Consider the following 26,370-nt stretch of genomic DNA (forward strand, 5'->3'; position numbering starts at 1 on the left):
TATTTTTTAAAAAGGCTAACGAATGATAAAATTACCTTCGCCAATGAGTTCTATAATCGCTCTAGCCGTTTCAGGGCTCCCATTAATACTGAATTTCGGTTGCAGTTGGGTAGTTATCTTTGTTGTTTCATCGTGTAAAATAACGCTTATATCTCCGCGATTAGCTAGCAAAATTGGTTTTAGCTGTTCCAACTGATTCATATCTTTAATCCGTAAAAAGGCACGTTTTGGAACTTCAATATCCTTCACGTTTTCCGCCTTGTTAACGACAAGTTGTAGTTCGCCATTTCGCTGATCCACTTTTGCTTGGAGGAGTACAATAATCCCTTTTTCAGCTAGTTCTGTATATTTCCGGTAGGTTTCAGGAAACATGACAGCGCTGATTTCGCGACTATCATCACTGATTGTTAGGAAGCACATAGACTCTCCTTTTTTAGTGCGGATTGTTTTGATATCATGAATATAAGCTGCAATTTTATAAATTTTACCAACTTGGATTTGTGATAAAGATGTTATGTCGAGCAATTTTAATTTATCGTGATAAAACGTAACAGGATGCGCTGAGACATATTGCCCAACGTATTCTTTCTCTTTTTCTAGTTTTTCATCGATTGGAAGTGGACTTGCTTCTCTGTATTTCGGTTTCATTTTGCGGAACAATTCGTCATCGGTTGTGAAAAGATTAATTCCTTTTTCGTCGTCACCGAGCAGGCTTACATATTGTAATGCGGCATCCATAGAGGCAATATACGTGGCGCGATCTTTGCCGAACTCATCAAAGCAGCCTGCGTAAATCAATGCTTCTAAGACTTGTTTCGTTAATTGCTTTTGAGGCATCCGTTCGCAAAAATCAAAGAAATCTTTAAACGGTGCACCTTTTCGTTCGTTCACAATAGCTAATACGAACTTACTAGGAACTTTGCGAACCATGCGCAAACTATACCTAATCGCATCGTTCTCTACTTGAAAATGATAGTAACTGCGATTGATGGATGGACCACTCATTTTGATACCATAATTTTTGGCTTCGGCGATATACTGGCTGATTTTATCATCGTTTCCAATAACTGCACTAAGAAGTGAAGCCATAAATGCTGCAGGATAGTTAGCTTTTAGGTAAGCTAGTTGAAATGCGATTTTGGAGTACGCGACTGCATGACTTCTATTGAAACCATAATTAGCAAAACGGACAATTAGATCGTATACCTCATTAGCGCTTGCTTGCGTATAGCCTTTTTTAACCGCACCTGAAATGAAGTGAATCCTTTCTTCCTCTAAAACATTAGCTTTCTTCTTACTAACCGCACGGCGTAGTAAATCTGCCTCTCCAAGCGAGAAGCCAGCCATTGAAGAAGCCACTTGGATAATTTGCTCTTGATATACTATAATCCCATAAGTAACACCCAAAATTGGCTCTAAATCTGGATGCGGATAGATGATATCTTGTTTACCATGCTTCCGCGCGATAAAGGTGTCGATTTGTTCCATTGGACCTGGGCGATAAAGCGCATTCGTCGCGACAATATCCTCAAAAGACGTCGGACGCAGATGCTTCAGAACACGGCGAATACCATCCGATTCAAACTGAAAAATTCCCGTCGTATCGCCTTTTTGGAAAATTTGGAGCGTTTTCGCATCGTCCAGCGGAATATCCTGTAGGGTCAATGCTGTATCGCGAATATGATTAACATTTTTTAATGTCCTATCCAGTAATGTTAAATTTCGAAGGCCCAGGAAATCCATTTTTAATAATCCGATTTTTTCAAGATCCCCCATTGCAAATTGCGTCAAAAGCGCGTCTCCACTTCCTTTTTGTAAAGCAATTTGGTCAACAAGCGGTTCGTCGCTAATAACAACTCCGGCAGCATGTGTGGAAATATGACGTGGGAGCCCTTCGATTTCAGTTGCAATTTGCCAGATGAGCTGGTTTTGTTCAGAACTGATGATATGGCGTTGGAGTGCAGTTGATTGTTCGTAAGCTTTTGTGAGTGTCATGCCAAGTTCGCGTGAAATAAGCTTTGACCAATCGGATAATTGGACAGAATTCAGGCCGAAAGTTCGTGCTGTATCTCGCACCGCTGCTTTTGCGGCTAATGTTCCAAACGTTCCGATTTGAGCCACATGTTGCATGCCATACTTCGCAACGACGTAAGAAATGACTTCATCACGCCGATTATCTGGGAAATCCAAATCGATATCTGGCATACTGATTCGTTCTGGGTTTAGAAATCGTTCAAATAATAAATGATATTGAATGGGATCCACATCTGTAATTTGTAGCACGTAAGACACAAGTGAACCAGCCGCCGAACCCCTACCAGGGCCTGTTAAAATACCATTTTCTCGGGAATATTTCATAACATCCCATACGATTAGAAAGTAATCCGAAAAACCCATCTCCTGAATGACTTTCAGCTCATAATCCAAGCGTTCCCAGTAAATCTTATCAGGATTCATGACACGTTTTTTTAACGCTTCAAAACATAAATCTTTCAAAACCGGCCCTGCTTCAAAACCGTTTGCTAATGGGAATTTAGGCAATAAATGCTGATCCATCGCGATTTCAACATGACACATATCTGCGATTTTAGTCGTTAGCTTCAACGCTTCCTTCTCAAAAGGTGTCGTAAATAAGTTTTCCATCTCCTCGGGTGTTGCGAAATAAGCCCCACCTGTGAGCGGCAAGTTATGCCATGCTACCGTTTCATTATCACGAATCGCGCGTAAAATTTCCGTGCTCCTGACACCATTAGGCTCCAAATACTGGACATTTTTTGTTGCTACAGCTGGAATCTGATTTCCTTCACAAAAATTAAGAATCGCTTCGTAATGAGGATTCTCCTTTTGTAATGTCATATAAAACTCAGACTCACCTGCAATTTCTCGCCATTTCGCAACAACTAACTGCGCGTCTTCATGCATCCCTTGGCGAATGAGCCGCTCGATTTCACCAGCCTCCCCTGGCGAAAATAACAGCAAACCCTCACAATAAGATTCAAGCCATTTTAAGGGTAATTTCTGCTCCTCACGCGTTTCAATCGCGCTCGAAATTTTGAGAAGGTTTCTGTAACCTTGCGTCGTTTTAGCGAGCAGGAGTAGTTCATGAGTCTCAAGCGATTGCATAACGCCTTCCACGGAAATCGTCATCCCGACTAGAGGCTTAATTCCTGCAGCACGACATTTTTGATAAAATTCAATAACGCCATACATGACATTATGGTCGGTTATAGCAACAGCAGGATAATGAAATTGTTGCGCTTTTTCAATAATCCCATCAATAGCCGCCGTGCTTGATAACAAATCGTACGCACTGGCTACTTGTAAATGGACGAATCCCATTAGCCACATCTCCTCTCTACCCACAGTCTCTTCTATATTATATCGGTTATCCCCCAAAAAAGAAACCATATGTTCGCTTTTTATTTACGCAAGATTAGCCATGATGTTGCATTGCTTTTTGTAAATTCGCTTTTATTTCAAGACGCAACGATTCAGGCGCGATAATTTGTACATCTGATCCAAAAGAAAGCAAGAAAGAGTAAAGCCAATCTGTTTTCGGCATCTCTGTCTTCACTACAATTCGGTTATCGGATAGTTGCATTATTTCAGTTGGAAAAATAGCTAACAAGCGATAATATACAGCTACTTCAAACACTAGATGCACCACTAATCTAGGTGCTGGCGTCACCGCTGTCTCACGAAATATTTCAAATGCAGATTCATCGTAGTCAGGCCGGAAATAACCTATCTCAGCCATATCGACCATGCGATGAATATGAAATAAACGATACGCCTCTCGCAAATAACAATAGCCCCATAAATACCACGCACTTCCACGGTACCAGAGCTTAAGTGGCGCTACTTCTCTCCTCGTTTTTTGCCGACTACTATTATAATAGATAAAAGAAATTTTGTGATTCTCCAAAATACAACGTTTCATCGTCTCAAAAATCTCATTACGTTCTGGTGGAGAGCCGTATTCAGCAGAATCAATGGCAATCCACTCTTTCTGAGATGTATGCCACAGTGCTTGGAGTTTCTCGGTCAATGTTGCTAATTCAGGAAAGTTAGTTGTAGAAAGATTTTGCAGTGCCACTTGCAAAACATCTTTTTCCTTCGCCGTAATAGGGATTTTAGACAAACTAAACTCTTTCATCAGACTAATACCGCCAGCTCTACCTCGTGTCATTTCAATCGGAATCCCCGCAATTGAGAGCGTTTCGATATCCCGATAGATCGTTCGGACAGATACCTCAAAATAGGCTGCTAATTCTTTAGCCTGTACTTGTTTTCGATTCATTAATAAAATTAAAATTTCTAATAAACGATCAATTTTCATGACAGCTCACCTCTTTTATTTTTATCGTAACATATAATATGACAATATGATGTCAATCGAATCGATTATTATAGAAGACAAGGAGGTTTAAACAATGCAAACTATTTATGTAATAAAGAAAACGCGGACGAACAATTTCAATGATCCCGATGTGGCTAACAAAATTAGGAAGCTGTGGACGGAAGTTCAGAATTTGCAACAAACAAATGCCACTTTTTATGGTATTTATGAGGAGTATGAAAATGATTATCGGGGCGATTACACAGTGAGTGTAGCCACTAGCATCCGCCCTTTTGAAACCTCTAAGGAAATCATGATTCCTGATCAAGGATATCAAGTGTTCAACGTTGAAACGGATGTTTTCGCGACGTGGCAGCAAATTTGGAATACCCCACTCAATCGAAGTTACCTTTTTGACTATGAAATGTATTTACCAAATGGCACGATTCAAATTTATATTGGTCTGAACGCATAGAAAAGGAGCGGTACATCCAGAAAAATCAGATGTACTGCTCCTTTTCTCAATTGCATAATGCTTCTAATTTCGCAACCATTTCTGGAATTTCTAACTCTGATTCAAGCGTCGCCCCGGATGCCAATGGATGTCCGCCACCACGATATTGTTTTGCCAAACCATTGATAACTGGCCCTTTTGAACGCAGTCGGGCTCGGATAATAGGGCCGTCTTCTATAAATAAAATCCATGCCTTAATCCCAATCACGCTATCAATCCGATTTACCAATTGCGCTGCATCACGCGCCGTGACATCGAATTGCTCCAATAGATCGCGATTAATATAAATATGTGCCGCGCCATTTGCCGACATCTGAAAATTTTGCAAAATATAACCTGACAGCTTAACAGCATTCATTGGCGTTTCGTACATTTTCGTAAATATTTCCGTTCGATTAAACGGGAATGTAACGAGGTCTGCCGCATAACGCAACGTTTCTGGTGTCGTATTAGGGAACAAGAATCGCCCTGTATCGCCAACTATACCTGCATATAACAATCGTGCTGCCTTCTCGTTTAACGTCAAATTGTCGGGAAATGTTTCCACAAACGCAGTAATCATCTCACTACAAGAAGAAGCGGTTGTGTCGACCCAACTATAATCCCCATACGCATCATCATTCGGGTGATGATCAATCTTCACAAGCTCTTTACCAGCCGAAAAGCGCGTATCATCAATCCGTTCCGTGTTCGCCGTATCACAAACAATCACAAGCGCATTTTCGTAAACCGAATCAGCAATGACATCCACTTCTCCAAGGAAATGAAGCGACGGCTCGCCTTCTCCCACACAATAAATCAACTTATCAGGAAAACTCGCTTCTAAAACTGCCGCCAATCCCATTTGTGAGCCGTATGCATCTGGATCAGGCCGCACATGTCGATGAATAATAATTGTTTCATATTTCTTAATAACGTCTAAAATTGCCTTTTTCATCCTCGCTTCATCACTCCTTAACGTTCCATCATTTGGCAAGCAACAAGTGCTTTACCAACTAAGATGCCTTCCAAATACAATTCGATATCAATTTTCCCTGCTTTACGCCCAATTTCCAAAATCCGCGGTTTAATCACAATTGTTGCATCCATTTGTATCGGTTTTAAAAAATAAATGGAGATATTTTCAATCGCCACATTTCGTTTCTTCAAAGAAAACAGTTTTTGCTGTACTACATCACATACAATTTGTGTAAAAACCCCGTAAGAAAGCGTTCCAATATTGTTCGTCATCTGCGGTGTCACCGTGAACTGAAAATCAAGTTCCGATGTCTCATCATTAGGTTTCTCAATCAACTGATTCGTAATCGTATCATCAATCGTCTCACCAATCTGAGGTTGACGCTGAATCATTTGTAATGACTTCAAAATATCCTGACGACTCACAATTCCAATCAACGTCAAATCTTCCTTCACAACCGGAATAACCTCAATACCTTCCCAAATCATCATGTGCGAAACCGAAGCTACGCTCATTTTCGGACCAACCGTCAACGGATTTTTCGTCATCACGCGCTCAATCGAAATCGATAAATTTTTATCAATCACGTCTTTGCTCGTAATCATTCCTGATAGTCGCATTGCCTTGTTCACCACTGGAAAACGGCTGTGCCCCGTCACTGTTTCCTTCTTATACCAATCTTCCACCCGATCTGACGTATTCAAATAAGCCGTCTTCTCAAGTGGCGTCAAAATGTCCTCTACAAACACGACTTCCTTCTTAATTAGTTGGTCAAAAATCGCCCTATTAATCATCGTTGCCACCGTAAACGTATCGTACGTCGTCGATAAAATTGGCAGTTCCTTATCATCTGCCAATTTCTTCACTAAATCCATCGTATCAAACCCGCCCGTAATCAGCACCGCAGCACCACGTTCCAGAGCTAACTCCTGTGCGTCAACTCGATTTCCAACAATCACCAAATTGCCCGCATCCGTATAGCGCTCCATCGCCTCAACAGTCATTGCACCAATCACAAACTTATTCAATGATTTATGGAGCCCTGCACGGCCGCCTAAGACTTGACCATCAATCATATTCACAATCTCAGCATATGTCAGCTTCTCAATACTATCTTTTTGCTTCCGCTCAATCCGAATTGTTCCGACACGCTTAATCGTACTAACAAAGCCCACAATCTCCGCATCCTTAATCGCCCTGTAAGCTGTTCCCTCACTAACCTGCAAGTTTTTCGCGATTTTTCGCACTGAAATTTTCTCACCAACCGCAAGCTCTTCAATATATTTCAAAATCTGCTCATGCTTTGTCGCCAAGCCACTCACCCATTCCCTCTAAATTGTCATCGACTCGCCAATCTCCAACACTTTCCCGCGCAACTCCACGTTCAAACTAGCAACAAACGCGTGAGGGTCCTGTGCAATCAGCGGGAACGTGTTATAATGCATTGGCACAACTACTTTCGCTTGTAAAAATTCCGCTGCAATCGCCGCATCTTCTGGCCCCATTGTAAAATTATCACCAATCGGTAAAAATGCCACATCTAGCTCGTTCAGCTGTCCAATCAATTCCATATCCGAAAATAGACCAGTATCACCCGCATGATAAATCGATTTATCGCCAATCGTCAACACAAATCCCGTCGGCAAACCTAAATTGATAATTTTTCCATCTTTCACTGTCGAAGAACCATGAAATGCTTGTGTTAACTTCACCTTTCCAAAATCAAACGCCCGTTTCCCACCGATATGTAGCGGAGCCAAATTCTTCACGCCTTCCATACTCAAAAAAGTTGCCAACTCCACATTTGCAATGACAGTCGCGCCCGAATGTTCAGCAATTGCAACTGTATCGCCAACATGATCGTCATGCCCATGTGTCACAATAATGTAATCCGGCTTCTCCTCTGCCATCACTAAATCACACTGCGGATTCCCTGAAATAAATGGATCAACTAAAATCGTCGCATCCTCCGTTACTACTTTAATACAAGATTGCCCATGAAATGAAATTTGCATATTCTGACTTCCCTTCTGTGTTACCAATTGTATTTAATACATAGACTATACCATAAATTGATTGTAAAGTGTTGCAATAACAATGTTTAATGATTATTTACATATAGCTGAAATATACCTATATTAGTTCAGAAAACATGCCTTTTACCTAATTGAAGTGTACAGTTAAGTCCGCTAGCTGCACACACAGAATCTGCTCCTATCGTTCATTATCTATGAATAGTAATCATTTAATTTCTGCGCGCTTTCGTGTTATGATAAGTCGGACGAAACAAGGAAAGAAGGATGAATCATGGAAAAAAATATCGATATTTTGCAAAACTGGCTAAAAGAACAAGGAGCTGAGGTTGCGTTCATCACCGACCCTGAAAACATTGCCTATTTTACCGGTTACCATAGCGATCCACACGAACGTGTACTAGGTCTCGCTGTGTTTCCCGAAGTAGCGCCATTTCTGTTCACCCCAGGTCTTGAAATAGAAGATGTGAAAAAAAGCGACTGGTCACATGATACGTATGGCTACAGCGACATCGAGAATCCATGGGAAATCATCGTAACAGAGATTACAAAGCGCGTACCAACCGTGAAAAAATTTGCCATTGAAAAGTCACATATGAGTGTGGACCGTTTCGAAATTTTAGCCAAATACTTAACCGACGCGACATTCATCTCGATTGAAGAAAAAATCCAGATGATTCGACTCATCAAGACACCAGAAGAACTCACAATTCTAAAGGAAGCCGCGCTCCTTGCCGATTATGCCATCCAAGTAGGCGTTGACGAAATCGCAGAAGGCAAAACCGAAGCCGAAATCGTAGCAAAAATCGAATACGAAATGAAGAAAAAAGGAGTTACCGCGATGTCCTTCTCAACGATGGTCCTCACTGGTACAAAGGGTGCCCTACCACACGGCACACCTGGCGATACGAGAATCAAAAAAGGCGACCTCGTTTTATTTGATTTAGGTGTTGTCCATAAAGGCTACTGCTCCGACATTACGCGTACCATTGCATATGGTGAAATTAGCGCCGAACAAGAAAAAAATCTATAACACTGTGCTAAAAGCCCAACTCGCAGCCATCGAAAAAGTAAAAGCAGGTATTCCCGCAAAAGAAATTGACCTGACCGCTCGCAATATCATCAAAGATGCAGGTTACGGCGACTATTTCCCACACCGACTTGGCCATGGATTAGGCGCAAGCGTTCACGAATTCCCATCCATCACAGAAACAAACGAAATGGCACTACAAGAAAACATGGTCTTCACCATCGAACCAGGTATTTACGTCCCAGGCGTTGCAGGTGTGCGAATTGAAGACGATATTGTAGTGACAAAAGATGGGTATGAAATTTTGACTGAGTTTCCGAAAGAATTGATGTATGTAAAATAAAGCAAAGAAGTAGTTCTATCCCCATCCGAACTACTTCTTTTTATATTCGCGCAATCTCTCCACAAGAGTCCCCGTATGCAACTCAAACAAATGATTATCAACATCGTAAAAATAAATCGAATTCGCCTCACCAACGACTCTTGTCCGTCCAGCTTTCATCTCCAAACCTAACGCCACAATCCGCTCTAAATAATCTTCATACTCCGCTTCCTCAATCTTAAAAGCAATACGATTATACGTCCTACTTAGCAAACTATCTCCCTCCATAAATCCCCTATTAAGAAAAATTTTTCTCGTGACACAGAGTATGTATCATCACCACTTGAATAGATCTCCTCCGCGTCAAAAATCTTTTCGAAAAACTCGCTCGCTTTTTCCAAATCTTTGACAATAAACGTCATATGACTCAAACCTTCCATGACTATCGCCTCCTTCTCCATACTAAAAAGCGTATCTACGTTGAGCAACTAACTTCCCAATCCCGCATAATCGCCGTACAATAAAATAAAAACGAGATGATTCCAAATGAACCTAACGTTCACAGAGACGGCGATTTCATGCATTGATGCCCTGCGCGGCAACCTGCCTGGCAAACTATATCTCTATTATTTAACAGAAGGCTGTGGTTGCGAAAATAGTGGTATTTTCACATTAAAGCTAGCTACAGAAGCAACAACCGAAGATATTGAATTCTCATCCAACCTCGGCCCAATCCTAATCGCACGCTGGACAGCTGTTTTCCTAGAAGAACAACTAAAAATCGACTACAATGCCAAATCTAACGCCCTCATTCTAAAAAGTGATAGTCAATTCTACAACCGCAACCTCCTACTCATGGATGCGAACAATAACTATATTTACACACCAAAAAACGAGCAGTAGTCTCATTAAGAGAAATTCTGCTCGTTTTCATTTTACTTAAGCAAGCGCTTCTTCTACTGCCTTATACTCGTACCCTAAATCATCCGCAACTGCCTTATATGTCACATAACCACCAACTGTATTCACGCCTTTATACAACGATAAATTCCCAAGAACTGCATCAGCAAGCCCTTTGTTTGCTAGTGTTAATCCGAATTGTAGCGTCGCATTGGTCAGCGCAATTGTTGAGGTACGTGGCACAGCACCCGGCATATTTGCTACCGCATAATGCACTACACCATGTTTTTCGTAAGTTGGGTCATCATGCGTCGTCACGCGGTCTGTCGTTTCAAAAATACCGCCTTGATCAATCGCGATATCAACAATAACAGCGCCTGGTTTCATCTGTTTCACAAGATCTTCTTTCACTAATTTCGGAGCACGTGCGCCAGGAATTAGCACTGCGCCAACGACTAAATCAGCTTTCTTCACAGCTGTTTCGATATTAAACGCATTACTCATCAACGTTGTAATTTGATTTCCAAAAATGTCATCCAATTCACGTAAACGGTGCAAATTCAAATCAAGAATCGTCACATTAGCACCAAGCCCAATCGCCACTTTTGCCGCGTTTGTTCCTGCCATTCCACCACCAATAATAACTACTTCACCTCGCTCCACTCCTGGAACCCCGCTAAGTAAAATCCCGCGGCCGCCATTATTCCTTTGCAAAAATTGCGTCCCGATTTGCGCAGCCATACGACCAGCAACTTCACTCATTGGACTAAGTAATGGTAATGTGCGGTCATCTAGTTCTACCGTTTCATAAGCGACACTATTTACCTTATTCTCTGTAAGCGCCTTTGCAAGCTCTGGTTCGTTTGCCAAATGTAAGTATGTGAATAACAGCAATCCTTCGCGGAAATAGCCATATTCAGATGCAATTGGTTCCTTCACCTTCACAACCATATCTGCTTTCCAAGCTTCCGCTGCAGTTTCCACAATCGTTGCGCCTGCCGCAACGTAATCCTCATCGTGAAAAGCTGAACCTATACCTGCATTTGTCTCCACTAATACTTTATGACCTGACTGCACATAAGATAAAACACTAGCTGGCGTCATTGCTACCCGGTTTTCATTATTCTTAATTTCTTTTGGAACACCAATCAACATAATAATCTCCCCTTTTTAAGTATATTAGCCTGCAAGTATGCGTTTACAAAACAAGGTTAACACATATGACCCAAATTGTAAAAAAATACGGGTTAAGAATTTTTTCAATGCTTTTAATGGTTGTTTTCACAAAAAAAGGGTACAATAAAAGTATAAAAAGATTTTCCAAAGTGTCGAAAAAAAACTATCTCCCGTGAAAGTCCCGCCAAACCCCAGCGTGTCGACAAATGCTTAGATTCTAGGCAAAGTCGAGCACTGGAGCGGAATGTACGACCTGTACATGAGCACCGGCGCACAGACTTTAACGACGAAGATAAGTGTTTGTCGACACGCTGGGCAGGAGGGATTTAGAATGTTACAACAGTACAGTAGAGTTTTAGTTGCAGTTGACGGATCAAAAGAAGCAGAAAGCGCATTCCAAAAAGCAATTCAAGTTGCAAAAAGAAATGAAGGATCGCTTGGACTTGTCCACGTTATTGATACGCGTGCATTCTCATCCGTTGCGAATTACGATACTTCAATGGCTGACAAAGCTACAGAATATGCAGACGAATTATTAAATGGCTATAAAGATGATGCGCTAAAACAAGGTGTTACCAATGTCGAAACATATATCGAATATGGCTCACCAAAAACGGCCATCACAAAAGAAGCTGCTAAAGCCTTTAAAGCGGACCTTATCATGTGTGGTGCGACTGGTCTAAATGCGGTAGAACGTTTACTTATCGGTAGTGTTTCCGAATACATTATCCGCCACTCCCCTTGCGACGTACTTGTCGTAAGAAATGAAGACCCTGTATACAAAGATTAAAAATTATAAATAAGCGATTTCCCATCAAATTTCGGGAAATCGCTTATTTTATTGATTAATTTTTTCACGTATCGCCAACATTCTATCTTCAAGCGTGGCTAGTTCATGTGCACAGTTTTCAAGCTCGCTACCAAGCTCGGTATCGCCGAATTCTTTTTTATATCGCAAGGAATGTTCTAGACTCGCCCAATAATCCATTGCGATGGTACGGATTTGAACTTCAATGCGGTAAGCTTCCTTACGATCCGACAAGAAGATAGGCACTTCCAAGATTAAATGCAAGCTACGATATCCATTTCCCTTCGGGGTTTTGATATAATCTTTTGTCTCAATCAGATAGACATCATCTTGCTTTGTCAGCATTTCAGCTAACCAATATATGTCATCCGTGTACGAACAGATAACGCGAATTCCTGCTACATCATTTAGCGTATCTCGAATATTATCCACTGTAATTTCTTTTTTCTTTTTTTCAGCAATTTTGCACCGATACTAGCTGGCTTCTTAGTTCTAGACGTAATAAATTGAATCGGATTTCGGTCCTCCTTCAGAGCCATCTCATCATTTAAAATATCCAGTTTTGTTCTGACCTCACGAATAACAGATTGGTAACACGTCATTAGACTTCTGAACTCGTCCAAATGTTGCATACCTTCATTCAATTTAGGGTCATTACCCATCCATACTTTAAAATCTTCTAAAAGAGCACTGTTCATTTCATTGCCGCCTTTACAATTTTTATATTTACTTAATGCATCGTAACATAACACTAGGTCGATATCGAATCATAGCACTAACTCTTCCATATTCTCATTTTCAAGTTCACAATTACGCCATAAAAAAGAAAGCAACTGCCGTCAGAGGTAGCTACTTTCTTTAACTTTAGCGTTGTGCACGAATAACTTCCACGTCGCGTGCAATCATTAGTTCTTCATTTGTTGGAATAATGATGACCTTGACTGGTGAATGCGGATAGTTAAGGAATGCTTCTACACCACGAACTTGATTAAGCGCTGGATCCCAGTAAACACCCATGAATTCAAGGCCACGAAGTACACGTTCACGAATGTATGAACTGTTCTCACCAATTCCAGCTGTGAAGATAATCGCATCGACACCGTTCATACGCGCTGCATACGAGCCGATATATTTATGGATACCATCAACAAACACATCAAGCGCTAGTTCTGCACGATCATTTCCTTTTGCAGCTTCACTTTCAAGATCACGAAGATCACTTGAAATACCTGATACACCAAGCATACCTGATTCTTTATTCAAAACATCAAGCACTTGTTCAGCCGACTTACCTGTCTTTTCCATAATAAATGGCACAAGCGCAGGATCAATGTTACCAGAACGAGTTCCCATCGAAACACCAGCAAGTGGTGTGAAGCCCATTGATGTATCCATCGACTTCCCGCCTTCGATAGCAGCAATACTTGCACCATTCCCTAAGTGACACGTGATTAGACGTAATTCCTCTTGCGGACGGCCAAGTAAATCAGACGCGCGTTCTGTTACGTATTTATGGCTTGTCCCATGGAAGCCATATTTACGAATGCCATAATCTTCGTAGTAATTGTACGGCAAGCTGTAAAGGTAGCTTGATGGTGGCATTGTTTGATGGAAGGCTGTATCAAAAACGGCTACTGCCACAATATTAGGTAAGACTTTACGGAAAGCTCGTATTCCAGTGACATTCGCTGGGTTATGAAGTGGCGCAAGCTCAGATAGCGCTTCGATGTCTGCAATAACTTGATCGGTGATGTAAACCGACTCTGTAAATTTTTCGCCGCCATGGACGACACGGTGACCAACGCCTGTGATTTCGTCATATGAACTAATAATATTATGCGAAATTAGTTTGTCTAACAGCATTTGAACCGCGACTTCATGATCTGGAATGTCCGTTACTTCTTTTATTTTTTCATCGCCAACTGAAATTGTAAAAATCGAATCTTTCAAACCAATACGCTCGACGATTCCCGCCGTAATAACAGTTTCTGATGGCATATCATATAGTTGGAATTTTAGTGACGAGCTTCCAGCATTAATTGCAATTGTTTTTTCCATGTTTATTTGATCCATTCCCTTCAACTACTTGTTTTCGTTAAACCAGTTTTCAATTTTAGCTAATATGTTTGCCGTCGCTTTTGGATCGGTCAAACTCGGCAGGTTAGCGAGCAATACCTCTTTTGGTGGTTCTATATCATCTGCCCCTTTTTGCAGTATAAGAATACTTTTCCGGGCTTTCTCAGATGCAAAAAGCGTCTCAGGCAGTTGTAGAATCCCTTGAATATGTCCATGTTTTTTGATAAACCTGTCCACTTTCGCGAAATCTGCCGTTCCAAACATTGCACTTGGCACGAGGAAAAATAAATACCCTCCCGCTTTCGTGTACCGCATACCTTGTTCAATAAATAAGAAATGGGCAAAAGAATGACCATCATCACGGCTAAGTTCAAAATCTTTAGCACGCGTATCATCCGGATAATACCCTACCGGCAAGTCACTGACAACAACATCAACCGGATCAACAAGCAAATTACCCAGACCATCTTGATGTAAAAGTTGAATCGGTTGGCGCTCCAAATCAGCACCGACGTAAGCAAGCGAAATGAGCAAATCATCAACATCAACACCAGTAGCATCGAGTTCTAATTTGCCTTCCAATTGATTGACAATCGTTGCAATTAAGTTACCCGTCCCACACGCAGGATCAAGCAAGCGAATTTGTTTTTTGCCAGCAAAAGCCTTGTCCACTAAATAGCCCATAATGAACCCAATGGAGTCCGGCGTCATTTGATGGTTCACTTGAATGCCGTGCTTCATACCTTTTAAGAGTGCAAGTTGATAACTCTTACGGATATCTTCTTTTGCAAACTCCTCCAACTGAACAGAACTATACCGCTCTTCCAGATTCAGTGTCGCCTCAGCAGAAAGTTCATCCTTTTGAAGTACCTCTTTCTGAAATAAATTCTCTCCTGTCTCATAAACAGCTTCCAGATAACTCATTTCAAGCTCATTCTGAATAATGATTGCTGTATCATCAAGAACACGGAATAATTCCTCAACTGTTGCATTTGTCAAAAGTGAACACCTCGAATTCCTTCATTTCTAACACCAATTAAACATTATACAGTATTTCTAGTCAAGATGATAGCATTTTATACTATCAAAAAACAAGATTTGTAATAAAATGAGCAAGCGCTTTATTTTTGTCGATTTTCTTACTAAAAAACTTGTTGTTATAGTATCGAGTTCAATTATGACTATAACAGAAAAAACTAGCGATTCCAATATGGATTCACTAGTTTTTAGTCATTATTTCGCTTCTTTTGCCTTTGAAATAGCTATTTCGTAATCCGGATGATTAGTTCCTTCACCTACGTATTCTGCATGAACCACTTTATTGTTACTATCAAGCACGAATACAGAACGGGCTAACAAGCGTAATTCCTTCATCACAACACCGTATGCCTCACCAAATGAAAGATCGCGATGATCAGAAAGTGTAATCACATTCGGAAGTCCTTCTGCTGCACACCATTTCTTTTGCGCGAATGGTAAATCGACGGAAATTGTAAGTATCGCCGTATTCTCAAGGCCTGAAGCTTCTTCATTGAACTTACGTGTTTGTTGAGAGCACACGCCTGTATCAATAGACGGAATCACACTAATTATCTTCACTTTGCCATCATAATCACCTAATGTTACTGGTTCTAAGCCTTGATTTAAAACTGTGAAATCCGGCGCCGTATCACCAACTTTTACTTCTTTACCAATCAACGTCATTGGATTGCCCTTAAATGTAACTTCTGCCATTTTCGAATTGCCTCCTTTGATTTATATCTACGCCTTCTATTTTACCGAACTGTTTGGTGTTGTACTATTTTTTTTGCTTATAGTAGAGCAATTTCCAATATTCCCAAGCCTCTAAATACCGTTTTAAATCTTCTGGATGATGTAAAAGACAACGTGCAAGTCGAATGTAAAGTCCTATCAAAACAGAGCCATACAGCTCACCCGCAAAACTTTTATCAAAAAATGAAAGACCATACTGTAGTGTTTCCTCATCTAAACTATCCGGTGACGAGCAAAACGCAAAAATAAAATCATACATCGGGGGTCCAAACAGATGAAGCGGATCAATAACGCCGCAAAGCGCCCCTTCCTGAAACAGAAAGTTATGTACGCCACAATCACCATGAAGTAAGTATAGATGCTCACGTGGCTGACTCCGAACCACTTGCATAATGAGTGCCACATCTTCATCTGATAAATAGGACCCAATAATCGCCTCTGCCTCCATTACTTCCTGTTGCAAAAACTTCTTCCAACTAAACTGCTCTTGCCACCCTTGCAAAATCGGTTTATAGTCATTGATTAATCCTAGCGTCAAATCCTGTAACATCTTCCTTTTTTCCGGTCGTGCGCTCAATGTATCCCCTCTCAAAAAAGCATATACGACATACTCTTTTGCAGCGTACACTAACCTCGGCAAAAGTGTGCTATCTTCATAAAATTGTAGAAATACCGATTCCCAGTAAATAAGGTTCGGAGAATTTCTTTTCACAACATAGGATTGGCCATTCTTACATTGTATTTTAGCAACAACACTTGATGTCCCGCCACTCAAATAATCCCATGCGATAATATCTGAACCAAGCGTATCCTTTCGCAATAATTCATCAACAATCGATTCCATATCCATGATGCCTACTCCTTTCAAAAAGAACTCACAAGCCAAGCCCGTAAGTCCCTTTTCGAATGCTATTTCCACTCTTTATCCAATTTCAAATACCCTTCATGTACAACTGCCGTTCCTTCTAACAAATCTGCAATACCTTGCTTTTTGGGCGTAAATGCACAAATGATGTATAGTCCCCAAACAACTGAGGTGACGAATCGCAGAGCACCCTCACGAAATAATACCGTTCCCCAAGTCAACTTCTCTGTTTTCAGTGAAATAACACGAATGCCAAAAATCATTTTTCCAAGCGTCTGCCCCCAAATTTTTGTCATCACGATAAAGTAGGCAAGAAAAGCGACTGTCACGAGTGCACCGTAAATCGCGAAAAACGAGCCATCCATTTTCCAATCTGCTAGACGAAAAACGGGGCTAATTAAGATTGCAGTAACTGCTGTTGTTGCGAGCAAATCAACCAAATAAGCCATAAAACGAATCCAAAATCCTGCGTAATATTGCGATGGGAAGCCAATTTTTTCATCTTTTGGAGGCTCATATTTAAAAACTGGACGCTCCGTATGTTGCAACGTTTCCTGTTCCATTTGAACCCCTCCTTTATTTACCATATAAATACATCAAGCGTGGTGCTTCCATCATATTCATCAATTGTAACGCTTGATGTGCCTCACTTTTTTGACCAACAATTTGACTAACAGAGGTGGAAAATAACGAGGCGAATCCTCCGCCACTTGAATCATATTCAAATACTTCCGCACCTTTTAAATCTTGCTCTTTTTTCAGTGCATCCAGCGTTTGTTCTTCATAGCCGAACGCATCAATCAAACCATTTGCCTTTGCTTGGCGGCCATCATAAATCCGACCATCTGCAATTTTACGGACTTCGGCTTCTGTCATGCCACGACCTTGCGCCACGACTTTCACAAATTCACCGTAAGAATCATCAATCATCGACTGCATAATTGCTTTTTCTTCCGCCGTCATTGGTCGTGAGGAACTCATAATATCTTTGAATTCGCCACTTTTAATCGTATTATCGGAAATGCCAACTTTTTTCATCAACTCACTGAAATCATACCCTTGCATAATAACACCAATGGAGCCTGTTAGCGTTTCTGGGCTCGCAAAAATCTTGTCGGCTGGCGCAGAAACGTAATAACCGCCTGAGGCCGCCATGCTACCAAATGAAACATAAACTGGCAACTTCTTCTCTTTTTTTATCTGTAAAATTTTATCGCGAATTTGCGCCGATTCCACAACGCCACCACCTGGTGAATTCACGTTTAAAACAACGCCGGCAACTGTATCATCTTCACGAATTTGCTCCAATTGATCCATGAAATCTGAATGATTATAACCTTCACTACCTCCAAAAAGCGAATCACTCGAGCCAGTGTCTTGAATAGCACCGTCAATATGAAGCACCGCAATCCGCTTATCTGTATTACCATCCTCAAGTACCAACTCAGTCATTTCCGAGTCCATCGCCGCTAATGATTCTGCCCACGACATTGTATACTCGTCATCGCTTGCTAAAAGCGTGCTCGTAATCTTTGTAATCCCGCTTACTACTAATAAAGCTGCGACAATACCAATCGCAATCCATCTTTTTGCATTCACAATTTTTCCCCCTTTTTTATTACCATAGCACTATCATAACGGAAAATGAACACTTTTTACAGCGAAACTTGAAAAATTCTTATTTTTTACAAGATTAGTAATGAGCATTCGTGTTATAATGAGATGGATATCGAATTAATTAAGAACTCTGGAGGTTTTTAGTATGGCTGAAACAATTTTTTACTTTTCTTATCGTAAAACAGAAGAATTACAGAAACATGCTGATGAACTAAAAAAAAGTAACCACAGAATATGGTTTTGAAGTGACTGATGATTTCGAAGTAGCAACGGCGATTATTAGCATCGGTGGCGATGGAGCCTTCTTGAAATCTGTGCGCGAAACTGGTTTTCGTTCTGATTGTTTATATGCAGGTATCGCCTTGACCGAACAACTTGGACAATATTGCGATTTTCACGTACACCAAATCGATGAAATTATTAAAGCCGCGGCAGAAGATCGCTGGCTTGTTCGGCGTTATCCAACCATTTACGGAACGGTGAACAATTCAAAAGCATTTTATGTCCTAAATGAGTTCAATATCCGCTCATCGATTATTCGTACGCTACAAATCGATGTATATATTAATGATAGCCTGTTTGAAACGTTCCGCGGCGATGGCATGGTCATTTCAACACCAACTGGAAGCACGGCTTATAACAAGTCAATTAACGGCTCGATTGTCGATCCATTACTGCCATCGATGCAAGTTAGTGAGCTCGCTTCCATTAATAATAACCGCTTCCGTACTCTTGGCTCTTCATTTATTTTGAGCCCAAAACGTAAATTGCGCCTTGATATGCGAGCGAATGGCGTGAATGACTTCCCGATTATGGGAATGGATTCCGAAGCGCTTAGCATTCAACATGTAGAGGAAATTAAGCTAGAAGTTGGCGATCGCTTTGTAAATATTATCAAATTGCACAATAATTCATTCTGGGATAAAGTAAAGCGTAACTTCCTGTAAACATCTAAAAATATAAGCTTGTTCGCCGATTCATACAATGGCAAACAAGCTTATATTTTTGTCAAAAAGTGCGATGCCAAATACGTGAAATCGCGCTCGTCTGTTTATTTTTCCCACGAATCTTTAAAATCTTGCCAACTACCAAAATAATACTTAACTATACGATAATCGTCAAAATCCGTCATTTTTGGTGTTCTACCTAGGATTCTGATAATTTCTTTTGCCTCTTTAATGTAACGCTCTTTAATCTCCTGTCCTTCGCCTTCAGGAGCTACTAACGATAAACCTGCTGCATTCAAAAATTCTTCCCATGAACCGAAGCTTTTTGTCGCTGCTCCAACGCCTGGAAATTCTGATGCTGCCCCGATTGGTGGCCTGCCAAGTACTTTTGTAATCCGATTTACTTCTTCTATCAAATATTCATCCGTATATCTTTTTGCCGCCAATTTAATCAACCTCTCGATATCAAAATATTTCACTTTATGTCGCATTCGTTAGTATAATTCTAGATTTTTCGCCAAAATCCTCTGCTTCAAAACGCATCTATCTGGATACTTATGCCTACATTAAGAATAGCTGATAACTCATCTGGGCTGAGCAATCCTCCACGTCTCCTAATCATACCATTAACAATAATGATAGGCAAAACCTTTAATCCTTTTGCTTCAAGTTCCGCATGCACAAGCTTATTTTCTAAAAATGGTATTTCCGAGTCTGATTTTATGTACAACTGAGTCTCAACTTCCACATCATTATAATCGAGATACTCATTTTTAAGCCTGTTTTGATGGAAATATTTAAAAATTTCAAGCTCAATATTCTCGTCATCGCACAAGCAGTAATAACTGATTTCTATTTTTTGCATGGACCTGATTACTCCCCTAAATAGCCAGAATAAAGATGCGAAGTACCCATGAAATGCGACACCTATAACAAATAAAATCGGTATATCACCCTAAAGTTCTTCTATTCGTTTATTTTTTCCCAGTTGATCCAATACCGCCACGATCCGCATTTCCAAGTGTTGTAACTTCAGTGATGCGAACTTCTGGCATCTTAGCCATAATTCTAAACTGACAAATTCGGTCACCTTTTTCGATAACGGTGTCGCGCATTGCGATTGCTGGAAATTTCCAGAAATCATTCTCACCGCAGTAGCTTTCATCAATAATTCCCATGCTATTTGTTTGAATAATGCCAAAATGCTTATACGTACTAGAGCGTGGTACAACATGCGCTTCATGCCCTTCTGGTAACTCCATCGCAACACCAAGATCAATTAATTTATAATCACCAACAGCTAGATGCACCTCCTCATTCGCGTATAAATCAATCCAATCTCCTTGTTCTATTTTATTTAACCTTGCTTCTTGATTTTGTGCATATTTCACTTTGATTTCCAATTTCATCACTCCACTACTTTCATTCTATTATTCGTCTATCCTACCATACATCCACCACTTAAGAAAAGCACCTTTCACATAAAAAAATAACCTCAGGAAATCTCCAAGGTTATCTTTAACTATCATTTTAGGCTCTTGTTATCTCCACATAATCCGCTGATGGACTGAGAACCGCTCGAAAATCTGTTTCTGTATTTATAGTATGAATAAATCTAGGTATCTTGTCATCTTGTACTTTGAGTTTGATACTTCCAATTTCATTCAGAATAGTAAAATAGTTTGTGTTTATTTGGAAGCGTTTGAAAACCGATATCACACGCTCCATCTCTAACCATCCTCCCATTAATATTTTAAACATTTCCATTCTATCGTTCTGTATAAGAACTGTCAAATAAAATACAACGAGTTTGTTTAGAACTTTCTCAATCTATCCTAAAATCATCACCAATAAAGCTTTTTGCGCATGAAGTCTATTTCCAGCTTGTTGGTAGACAAGAGAATGTTTCCCATCGATAACCGCAGAAGAAACTTCTTCCTCACGATGTGCCGGTAAGCAGTGGAGAAAGTGATAATCTGCTTTTGCATGCGCTACTAGTCCTTTTGTCACAGCATAACCTTCAAAATCAGCCAAACGTTTTACATTTTCTTGTTCTTGTCCCATACTCGTCCAGACGTCTGTGTATACAAAGTCAGCATCTGTAACCGCAACAACTGGATCGGTTGTGATTTGTATCTTTGCACCTGTTTTAGTAGCAATCTGTAGCGCTTGATCTAGAACTTGCGGATTGGGCTCATAACCTGCAGGCATTGCACACGAAATATCTAATCCAACCATGGCGGCGGCAAGCAGTAAGGAATGGCAAACGTTATTTCCATCTCCAATATATGCAAGCTTTACCCCATCAAATGTATGTTTCACTTCTAAAATTGTTAACAAGTCAGCAAGTGCTTGACATGGATGGTGCAAATCTGTCAGCCCGTTAATGATTGGAATCGATGCGTGCTCAGCAAGTTCCTCTACACCTTCATGGCTAAACGTACGAATCATTACGGCATTGATATACTCGCTCAACACGTGCGCCGTATCTTTAATCGGCTCACCACGCCCGATTTGCAATTCCTTTGAGGACATTACAATCGCCTGTCCACCTAATTGCAACATCCCCGCTTCAAAAGAAACTCTCGTTCGCGTCGATGACTTATCAAAAATCATTCCTAAAATCTGACCACTCAACGTATGGCTATAATGCGCCGGATTCGTCTTAATCGTCAGCGCTAACTGCACCAATTCTTCAATCTCTTCATTGCTCCATTCCAACAAGCTCAACATATCTTTTCCTTTAGTTGCTTCTTTAGGATATACCATTATTTCATCCCTACTTCCTGTTTTATTAGAACGGATTCTATCAAATTCGCCGCATGTAATAGTTCTTCTTTTGTCACTGTTAATGGTGGTAAAATTCGCAATACATTCAACCCAGCCGTTAATGTCAGTAATCCTTGTTCTTGTAGCACCTTAACAGCAGATCCTGCCTCTGTTTCTAATTCAATCCCAATCATCAGTCCATTTCCACGAATTCCAATGACATGGGCGTCCAGTTTTTCAGCAAGAAGCTGTTGAAAGAAAACTCCCTTTTCGGTCACATCAGCCAGAAATGCTTCATCAAAAATAATATCAATCACCACATCTGCTGCTGCCATAGCGATTTTATTCCCGCCAAAAGTCGAGCCGTGAACGCCAGGTCCAAATGTTTCAGCCAGCTTGGATGCTCCAACCATTGCGCCTACAGGCAAACCATTACCAAGCCCTTTTGCCAGTGTAAAAATGTCTGGCTCAATACCTGCATGTTCGAATGCAAAACGTTTTCCAGTACGGCCCATTCCTGTTTGGACTTCGTCAATAATGAGTAGCGCACCATATTTTTGACACAGTTCGGATGCTCCAACTAGAAATTCTGGCGTTGCTGGAAGAACACCACCTTCGCCTTGAATAACTTCTAGCATAACCGCCGCTGTTTTTGTCGAAATCGTATTCTTTAGCGCATCTAAATCATTGTACGGTAAGTATGTAAAACCTGGAAGAAGCGCGCCAAAACCATCGTGTATCTTCCCTTGCCCCGTTGCTGTCATCGTCGCAATTGTTCGACCGTGAAACGACTGCTGAAATGTGATAATTTCATCGCGACCTGTATGTTTTTTAGCTAATTTTAACGCAGCTTCATTAGCCTCAGCACCACTATTACAGAAAAACACGACGCGCTCACTATCTGCTGTTAGCTTTGTCGCTACTTGCTCTTGAATGTTACTTTCAAATAGATTCGAAGTATGCCAAATTTTGCTAAGCTGTTTTTGCACAGAATCTAGAACCCTTTCGTGGCAATGCCCCAAATTACACACAGCAATACCTGACGTAAAGTCCAGATATGTCTTCCCATTCGCGTCCTTCACCATAGCTCCTTTTCCCTCTACAATTTCGATAGGAAATTTAGCGTACGTTGGAAATAAACTACTCATCCTATCTTCACTCCTTCGCTTATTATTGTCCCTTTTTTCGTGATTTCATTCGTAATAGCTACCTCCCTAACGCCTTGTATGACCGCCTTTTTCGCGCTTTTAAGCTTTGGAATCATCCCGCCTGTGATAACCTCTGTTGCGAATAAATCATCCAAGTCCGTAACATCAATATGCGCCATCATTTCTCCTGCATCAAGAACACCAGCAACATCTGTCAGTAAAATTAATTTTTCTGCTTGAAGAGCTACTGCCACCGCACATGCAGCTAAATCCGCGTTGACATTTAGCCATTGTGTTGCCGTCGCTAAGCCAAGAGGAGCAATGACCGGAACAATTTGTTTCGCAGTTAAGCTTTGAATTAAATCCGTCTCTACATGTGTGATTTCACCAACAAATCCAAGGTCACCATCTAATAATTGTTCTGCTTGCATCAAGCCTGTATCACCTGCATGTAAACCAATCGCCGAGATATGTTGCTCTAAAAGTGCCGTTACAATTTCCGGTTGCACTTGTCCAATCAAGACCATTTTCGTTACTGCGAGCGTCTCTTTCGTCGTAACCCGCAATCCCGCTTTCGTTTCAACTGGAATCTGTAGCGCCTCCATCATTTTATTAATCTGCACACCGCCCCCATGAACAAGAACAACCTGTTTACCATTCTTTTGCCACGTTTTAATCTGATTGAAAAAAACTGGCATGTAGGTGACTTCCCGCGACGCCACCAATTTTCACAACAATAATACCGCTCATCCCATTCACTCCTTATATCATGTCCGATAACACGCATTTATTTTGACATAGTCATAGCTCAAGTCGCATCCCCAAGCTACCCCGTCCTCCAAACCGCTATGCAGATTGACCTCGATTGAAATATTTTCCATTTTCAAATAACTTGCAAGTACATCTGGCGCATAATTCGTCGTCTCACTTTTTTCCAGAATCACTGTATTACCAATTTTAATCGTAATATTATCTGGTGAAAAACGCCCACCACTGTAGCCAATTGCGCAAATAATCCGCCCCCAATTGGCATCCTCACCAAACATTGCGGTTTTCACAAGGCTAGAAGATACAATCTGTTTCGCAATCATCCGAGCATCTTCTTTTGACGTTGCCCCTTTGACTTTTGCTTCAATAAGTTTCGTAGCACCTTCTCCATCTCTTGCAATACTTTTTGCTAAATGCTGGCAAACTGCATAAAACATTTTTGCAAACGCAGTAAATTCTGGTGTGCCATCAGAAAAGATTGCATTTCCAGCACAGCCATTAGCCATCACGATGACCATATCATTCGTCGACGTATCACCATCCACCGTTATTTGATTGAACGTTTGGTCTACTTTTTGTTTGAGTAATTTTTGCAATAATTCAGCGGGTACAGCTGCATCTGTCGTGATGAACGAAAGCATCGTTGCCATATTCGGATGAATCATTCCAGACCCTTTTGCCACCCCCGATATCGTAATGACCTTACCACCGATTTCTGATTGTAGTGTAAGTTCTTTTTGTACCGTATCCGTTGTTAATATTGCTTCGTGAAAATCACTGCTAATGCCTGATTTCAAATCTAATGCCGCGATTCCCGTTGCCAATTTTTCCATTGGTAAATAGTCACCGATTACGCCAGTTGAGGCTACCGCAACGCTCGTTTCAGCAACTCCTAGGTGTTTTGCTGCCATCGCTCGCATTGCAAAACCATCTTCCAAACCTCGTTTCCCTGTACATGCGTTCGCAACACCGCTATTCACCACAATTGCCTGCAATGTTTGATTAACCTCCAAGCTATCCTTTGTTATAAAAATCGGTGCTGCTTGCATTTGGTTCATCGTATAGACCGCTGCTGACTCTGCTGGTGTTTCCGAAAAAATAATGCCAATATCTTTCTTTTTCCGCTTTAGCCCACAATGCTTGCCGTCTGCATAAAACCCTAGTGGAGTTGCGATTGTACCATTTTCCACCGTTATCCAATCCTCTTTTTCCAATAATTTCTCCATCACATTTCCCCCTAAATCAAGGATAAACCGGTATAAAATCAAGTCCCGCTGTCTCATCAAAACCAGCCATCAAATTCAAATTCTGAATCGCTTGTCCCGCAGCCCCTTTAACCAAATTGTCAATCACCACAACAATCGTAATCATATTCGTTCGCTCATTATAACAAAGCCCAATATCACAGAAATTAGAAGCCGTCACTTGCTTAAGCGTTGGATAAATATCCCGGTCCTGAATACGTACAAATGGCTTTCCTTCATAACTTTCTCGGTATAACGCCAATAGCTCATCTGTCGACGTTACTCCTTTTGCTCGCACATAAATTGTTGCAAAAATGCCTCGCGTCACCGGAATAAGCGAAGTTGAGAACGTAATCGCGTCAATCCCCGCGTCCCATACTCGCAGTTGCCTAATAATTTCTGGGATATGCTGATGTTGATTCATCCGATACAGTGTCATGTTCTCATTTGTCTCTGGAAAATGCGTGTTCGCACTCGGCGTCTTACCAGCCCCAGAAATACCCGATTTCGCATCAACAATAATTGAATCCGCCTCCACCTTGCCGTGCATCACAAGCGGGGCTAAACCGAGTAAAGTTGCTGTCGCGTAGCACCCCGGATTCGAAATAAACGTCGTCTCCACGTTTTCCCGCCATTCCGCCAAACCGTATTCTGCTTGATTCAAGTAAGCAATCGGCGCAGCATCCTTGTTATACCACTTCTCATATTTCTCCTTTGATAATCTAAAATCCCCAGATAAATCAATAACCTTCATCCCAGCATCGATAAATGGTTGTGCCGCATCCTTCGCAACCCCGCTAGGCGTAGCAAGAAAAACAGCCTCACTCTCCTCTGCAATTTTGGCTGCATCAATTTCAGCTAACTCGTGATGGTACACCGTATGTAAATGCGGATAAAAACTTGAAATATCTTCCGTTTGAGTGGAGAAACTATGCAAGGATACAATCTCCACATGCGGATGTTGATACAACAATCGAAGTAATTCAAGCCCTCCGTAACCTGTTGCTCCAATAATCGAAACTTTCATGATTTTCCCACCCTTCTTATTTTTTATGATAAAACTTATTATAAACTTGTATATTT

At 41.0% G+C, this 26,370-nt stretch carries 25 protein-coding genes and 4 pseudogenes; 5 read left to right on the forward strand and 24 right to left on the reverse strand.

Annotation, left to right across the window (positions count from 1 at the left end; all coding sequences use genetic code 11):
- Positions 1-15: 15 nt before the first annotated feature.
- The gene (dnaE, locus tag PROCOU_RS11070) at positions 16-3,339 is read right to left on the reverse strand and encodes a DNA polymerase III subunit alpha (protein ID WP_036072429.1); all 3,324 of its coding nucleotides are present in this window, start codon (positions 3,337-3,339) and stop codon (positions 16-18) included.
- A gap of 94 nt (positions 3,340-3,433) precedes the next feature.
- On the reverse strand, positions 3,434-4,339 hold the full coding sequence (locus PROCOU_RS11075) for a helix-turn-helix transcriptional regulator (protein WP_036072431.1): 906 nt from the start codon (positions 4,337-4,339) through the stop codon (positions 3,434-3,436).
- A gap of 94 nt (positions 4,340-4,433) precedes the next feature.
- Between PROCOU_RS11075 and PROCOU_RS11080 the strand changes: the two genes are divergently transcribed.
- Positions 4,434-4,814, forward strand: coding sequence for an effector binding domain-containing protein (locus PROCOU_RS11080; RefSeq protein WP_036072433.1), 381 nt, complete (start codon positions 4,434-4,436; stop codon positions 4,812-4,814).
- A gap of 46 nt (positions 4,815-4,860) precedes the next feature.
- Here the strand turns inward: PROCOU_RS11080 and PROCOU_RS11085 are convergent, their stop codons facing one another.
- Genes PROCOU_RS11085 through PROCOU_RS11095 form a run of 3 tightly spaced genes read right to left on the reverse strand, consistent with a single transcriptional unit; the run spans position 4,861 to position 7,826 of the window.
- On the reverse strand, positions 4,861-5,790 hold the full coding sequence (locus tag PROCOU_RS11085; protein ID WP_036072435.1) for a DHH family phosphoesterase: 930 nt from the start codon (positions 5,788-5,790) through the stop codon (positions 4,861-4,863).
- Between the two features lie 17 nt (positions 5,791-5,807).
- A complete protein-coding gene (gene ytoI / locus PROCOU_RS11090; RefSeq protein ID WP_036072555.1) occupies positions 5,808-7,124 on the reverse strand; it encodes a CBS-HotDog domain-containing transcription factor YtoI in 1,317 nt (438 codons plus the stop codon).
- Positions 7,125-7,142: 18 nt separating this feature from the next.
- The gene (locus PROCOU_RS11095) at positions 7,143-7,826 is read right to left on the reverse strand and encodes a metal-dependent hydrolase (RefSeq protein WP_036072437.1); all 684 of its coding nucleotides are present in this window, start codon (positions 7,824-7,826) and stop codon (positions 7,143-7,145) included.
- Between the two features lie 292 nt (positions 7,827-8,118).
- Here PROCOU_RS11095 and PROCOU_RS11100 point away from each other — a divergent pair.
- A pseudogene (locus tag PROCOU_RS11100) lies at positions 8,119-9,217 on the forward strand (M24 family metallopeptidase).
- A 30-nt stretch (positions 9,218-9,247) separates the two neighbouring features.
- Here the strand turns inward: PROCOU_RS11100 and fosX are convergent.
- Positions 9,248-9,657, reverse strand: a pseudogene (gene fosX, locus PROCOU_RS19095) (FosX/FosE/FosI family fosfomycin resistance hydrolase).
- A gap of 85 nt (positions 9,658-9,742) precedes the next feature.
- Here fosX and PROCOU_RS11110 point away from each other — a divergent pair.
- Positions 9,743-10,099, forward strand: coding sequence for an iron-sulfur cluster biosynthesis family protein (locus PROCOU_RS11110; RefSeq protein ID WP_051994360.1), 357 nt, complete (start codon positions 9,743-9,745; stop codon positions 10,097-10,099).
- Between the two features lie 36 nt (positions 10,100-10,135).
- Here the strand turns inward: PROCOU_RS11110 and ald are convergent, their stop codons facing one another.
- Positions 10,136-11,251, reverse strand: a complete 1,116-nt coding sequence (gene ald / locus PROCOU_RS11115; RefSeq protein ID WP_036072439.1) for an alanine dehydrogenase — start codon at positions 11,249-11,251, stop codon at positions 10,136-10,138.
- A 352-nt stretch (positions 11,252-11,603) separates the two neighbouring features.
- Here ald and PROCOU_RS11120 point away from each other — a divergent pair, with 352 nt between their 5' ends.
- Positions 11,604-12,062 (forward strand): universal stress protein, encoded by a 459-nt coding sequence (locus PROCOU_RS11120; protein ID WP_036066705.1) that lies wholly within the window; start codon positions 11,604-11,606, stop codon positions 12,060-12,062.
- 48 nt (positions 12,063-12,110) lie between these two features.
- Here the strand turns inward: PROCOU_RS11120 and PROCOU_RS18090 are convergent, their stop codons facing one another.
- The 8 genes from PROCOU_RS18090 to sppA all read right to left on the reverse strand — a co-directional run bounded on the left by PROCOU_RS18090 (position 12,111) and on the right by sppA (position 18,393).
- Entirely contained in the window at positions 12,111-12,512 is a 402-nt protein-coding gene (locus PROCOU_RS18090; protein ID WP_208855813.1) for a GTP pyrophosphokinase, read from the reverse strand.
- Positions 12,488-12,778 carry a hypothetical protein gene (locus PROCOU_RS18095; protein WP_208855814.1) on the reverse strand — a complete coding sequence of 97 codons (291 nt, stop codon included), beginning with the start codon at positions 12,776-12,778 and terminating at the stop codon, positions 12,488-12,490. The genes PROCOU_RS18090 and PROCOU_RS18095 overlap by 25 nt, the downstream gene beginning before the upstream one ends.
- Before the next feature lie 166 nt (positions 12,779-12,944).
- The gene (locus PROCOU_RS11130; RefSeq protein WP_036072441.1) at positions 12,945-14,138 is read right to left on the reverse strand and encodes an acetate kinase; all 1,194 of its coding nucleotides are present in this window, start codon (positions 14,136-14,138) and stop codon (positions 12,945-12,947) included.
- A 24-nt stretch (positions 14,139-14,162) separates the two neighbouring features.
- Complete coding sequence (locus PROCOU_RS11135) at positions 14,163-15,155, reverse strand: class I SAM-dependent methyltransferase (RefSeq protein ID WP_036072443.1); 993 nt, start codon at positions 15,153-15,155, stop codon at positions 14,163-14,165.
- 234 nt (positions 15,156-15,389) lie between these two features.
- Positions 15,390-15,890 (reverse strand): thiol peroxidase, encoded by a 501-nt coding sequence (gene tpx, locus PROCOU_RS11140; RefSeq protein WP_036072445.1) that lies wholly within the window; start codon positions 15,888-15,890, stop codon positions 15,390-15,392.
- A gap of 64 nt (positions 15,891-15,954) precedes the next feature.
- Positions 15,955-16,779: a phosphotransferase gene (locus tag PROCOU_RS11145; RefSeq protein ID WP_036072447.1), complete on the reverse strand. Its 825-nt coding sequence runs from the start codon at positions 16,777-16,779 to the stop codon at positions 15,955-15,957.
- A 59-nt stretch (positions 16,780-16,838) separates the two neighbouring features.
- Positions 16,839-17,357 (reverse strand): RDD family protein, encoded by a 519-nt coding sequence (locus PROCOU_RS11150; protein ID WP_036072449.1) that lies wholly within the window; start codon positions 17,355-17,357, stop codon positions 16,839-16,841.
- A gap of 13 nt (positions 17,358-17,370) precedes the next feature.
- Positions 17,371-18,393, reverse strand: a complete 1,023-nt coding sequence (gene sppA, locus PROCOU_RS11155) for a signal peptide peptidase SppA (protein ID WP_036072451.1) — start codon at positions 18,391-18,393, stop codon at positions 17,371-17,373.
- Between the two features lie 163 nt (positions 18,394-18,556).
- On the opposite strand from sppA, the pseudogene PROCOU_RS11160 reads away from it, so the two are divergent.
- Positions 18,557-19,358, forward strand: a pseudogene (locus PROCOU_RS11160) (NAD kinase).
- A 104-nt stretch (positions 19,359-19,462) separates the two neighbouring features.
- Here PROCOU_RS11160 and PROCOU_RS11165 read toward each other — a convergent pair.
- The 9 genes and pseudogenes from PROCOU_RS11165 to argC form a co-directional block, all read right to left on the reverse strand.
- Positions 19,463-19,804 (reverse strand): homing endonuclease associated repeat-containing protein, encoded by a 342-nt coding sequence (locus tag PROCOU_RS11165; protein WP_149023662.1) that lies wholly within the window; start codon positions 19,802-19,804, stop codon positions 19,463-19,465.
- 86 nt (positions 19,805-19,890) lie between these two features.
- Positions 19,891-20,223, reverse strand: coding sequence for an arsenic metallochaperone ArsD family protein (locus PROCOU_RS11170; protein WP_051994361.1), 333 nt, complete (start codon positions 20,221-20,223; stop codon positions 19,891-19,893).
- Between the two features lie 109 nt (positions 20,224-20,332).
- On the reverse strand, positions 20,333-20,767 hold the full coding sequence (locus PROCOU_RS11175) for a dUTP diphosphatase (RefSeq protein WP_036072457.1): 435 nt from the start codon (positions 20,765-20,767) through the stop codon (positions 20,333-20,335).
- 121 nt (positions 20,768-20,888) lie between these two features.
- Positions 20,889-21,086: a hypothetical protein gene (locus PROCOU_RS11180; RefSeq protein WP_036072459.1), complete on the reverse strand. Its 198-nt coding sequence runs from the start codon at positions 21,084-21,086 to the stop codon at positions 20,889-20,891.
- Positions 21,087-21,188: 102 nt separating this feature from the next.
- On the reverse strand, positions 21,189-22,130 hold the full coding sequence (argF, locus tag PROCOU_RS11185; protein WP_077913425.1) for an ornithine carbamoyltransferase: 942 nt from the start codon (positions 22,128-22,130) through the stop codon (positions 21,189-21,191).
- Positions 22,127-23,275, reverse strand: coding sequence for an acetylornithine transaminase (locus PROCOU_RS11190; protein WP_036072463.1), 1,149 nt, complete (start codon positions 23,273-23,275; stop codon positions 22,127-22,129). Before PROCOU_RS11190 ends, argF begins: the two co-directional genes overlap by 4 nt.
- Positions 23,272-24,025: pseudogene (argB, locus tag PROCOU_RS11195) on the reverse strand (acetylglutamate kinase). Before argB ends, PROCOU_RS11190 begins: the two are co-directional and overlap by 4 nt.
- 17 nt (positions 24,026-24,042) lie before the next feature.
- Positions 24,043-25,239, reverse strand: coding sequence for a bifunctional glutamate N-acetyltransferase/amino-acid acetyltransferase ArgJ (gene argJ, locus PROCOU_RS11200; protein WP_036072562.1), 1,197 nt, complete (start codon positions 25,237-25,239; stop codon positions 24,043-24,045).
- A gap of 46 nt (positions 25,240-25,285) precedes the next feature.
- Positions 25,286-26,314, reverse strand: coding sequence for an N-acetyl-gamma-glutamyl-phosphate reductase (gene argC, locus PROCOU_RS11205; RefSeq protein WP_036072465.1), 1,029 nt, complete (start codon positions 26,312-26,314; stop codon positions 25,286-25,288).
- Positions 26,315-26,370 lie beyond the last annotated feature (56 nt).

Source organism: Listeria rocourtiae FSL F6-920, from assembly GCF_000525975.1.
GTDB classification, from domain to species: Bacteria; Bacillota; Bacilli; order Lactobacillales; family Listeriaceae; genus Listeria_A; species Listeria_A rocourtiae.

Excerpts from the sequence above, each read along its gene's own strand:
- PROCOU_RS11145 (WP_036072447.1), bottom strand. The coding sequence starts at position 16,779 with ATGGATATGGAATCGATTGTTGATGAATTATTGCGAAAGGATACGCTT.
- PROCOU_RS18095 (WP_208855814.1), bottom strand. The coding sequence starts at position 12,778 with ATGAACAGTGCTCTTTTAGAAGATTTTAAAGTATGGATGGGTAATGAC.
- PROCOU_RS11080 (WP_036072433.1), top strand. The coding sequence starts at position 4,434 with ATGCAAACTATTTATGTAATAAAGAAAACGCGGACGAACAATTTCAAT.
- PROCOU_RS11175 (WP_036072457.1), bottom strand. The coding sequence starts at position 20,767 with ATGAAATTGGAAATCAAAGTGAAATATGCACAAAATCAAGAAGCAAGG.
- tpx (WP_036072445.1), bottom strand. The coding sequence starts at position 15,890 with ATGGCAGAAGTTACATTTAAGGGCAATCCAATGACGTTGATTGGTAAA.
- PROCOU_RS11075 (WP_036072431.1), bottom strand. The coding sequence starts at position 4,339 with ATGAAAATTGATCGTTTATTAGAAATTTTAATTTTATTAATGAATCGA.
- ald (WP_036072439.1), bottom strand. The coding sequence starts at position 11,251 with ATGTTGATTGGTGTTCCAAAAGAAATTAAGAATAATGAAAACCGGGTA.
- PROCOU_RS11120 (WP_036066705.1), top strand. The coding sequence starts at position 11,604 with ATGTTACAACAGTACAGTAGAGTTTTAGTTGCAGTTGACGGATCAAAA.
- PROCOU_RS11095 (WP_036072437.1), bottom strand. The coding sequence starts at position 7,826 with ATGCAAATTTCATTTCATGGGCAATCTTGTATTAAAGTAGTAACGGAG.
- PROCOU_RS11085 (WP_036072435.1), bottom strand. The coding sequence starts at position 5,790 with ATGAAAAAGGCAATTTTAGACGTTATTAAGAAATATGAAACAATTATT.
- PROCOU_RS11180 (WP_036072459.1), bottom strand. The coding sequence starts at position 21,086 with ATGGAGCGTGTGATATCGGTTTTCAAACGCTTCCAAATAAACACAAAC.
- PROCOU_RS11110 (WP_051994360.1), top strand. The coding sequence starts at position 9,743 with ATGAACCTAACGTTCACAGAGACGGCGATTTCATGCATTGATGCCCTG.
- PROCOU_RS11170 (WP_051994361.1), bottom strand. The coding sequence starts at position 20,223 with ATGCAAAAAATAGAAATCAGTTATTACTGCTTGTGCGATGACGAGAAT.
- PROCOU_RS11130 (WP_036072441.1), bottom strand. The coding sequence starts at position 14,138 with ATGGAAAAAACAATTGCAATTAATGCTGGAAGCTCGTCACTAAAATTC.
- PROCOU_RS11150 (WP_036072449.1), bottom strand. The coding sequence starts at position 17,357 with ATGGAACAGGAAACGTTGCAACATACGGAGCGTCCAGTTTTTAAATAT.
- argC (WP_036072465.1), bottom strand. The coding sequence starts at position 26,314 with ATGAAAGTTTCGATTATTGGAGCAACAGGTTACGGAGGGCTTGAATTA.
- dnaE (WP_036072429.1), bottom strand. The coding sequence starts at position 3,339 with ATGGGATTCGTCCATTTACAAGTAGCCAGTGCGTACGATTTGTTATCA.
- PROCOU_RS11190 (WP_036072463.1), bottom strand. The coding sequence starts at position 23,275 with ATGAGTAGTTTATTTCCAACGTACGCTAAATTTCCTATCGAAATTGTA.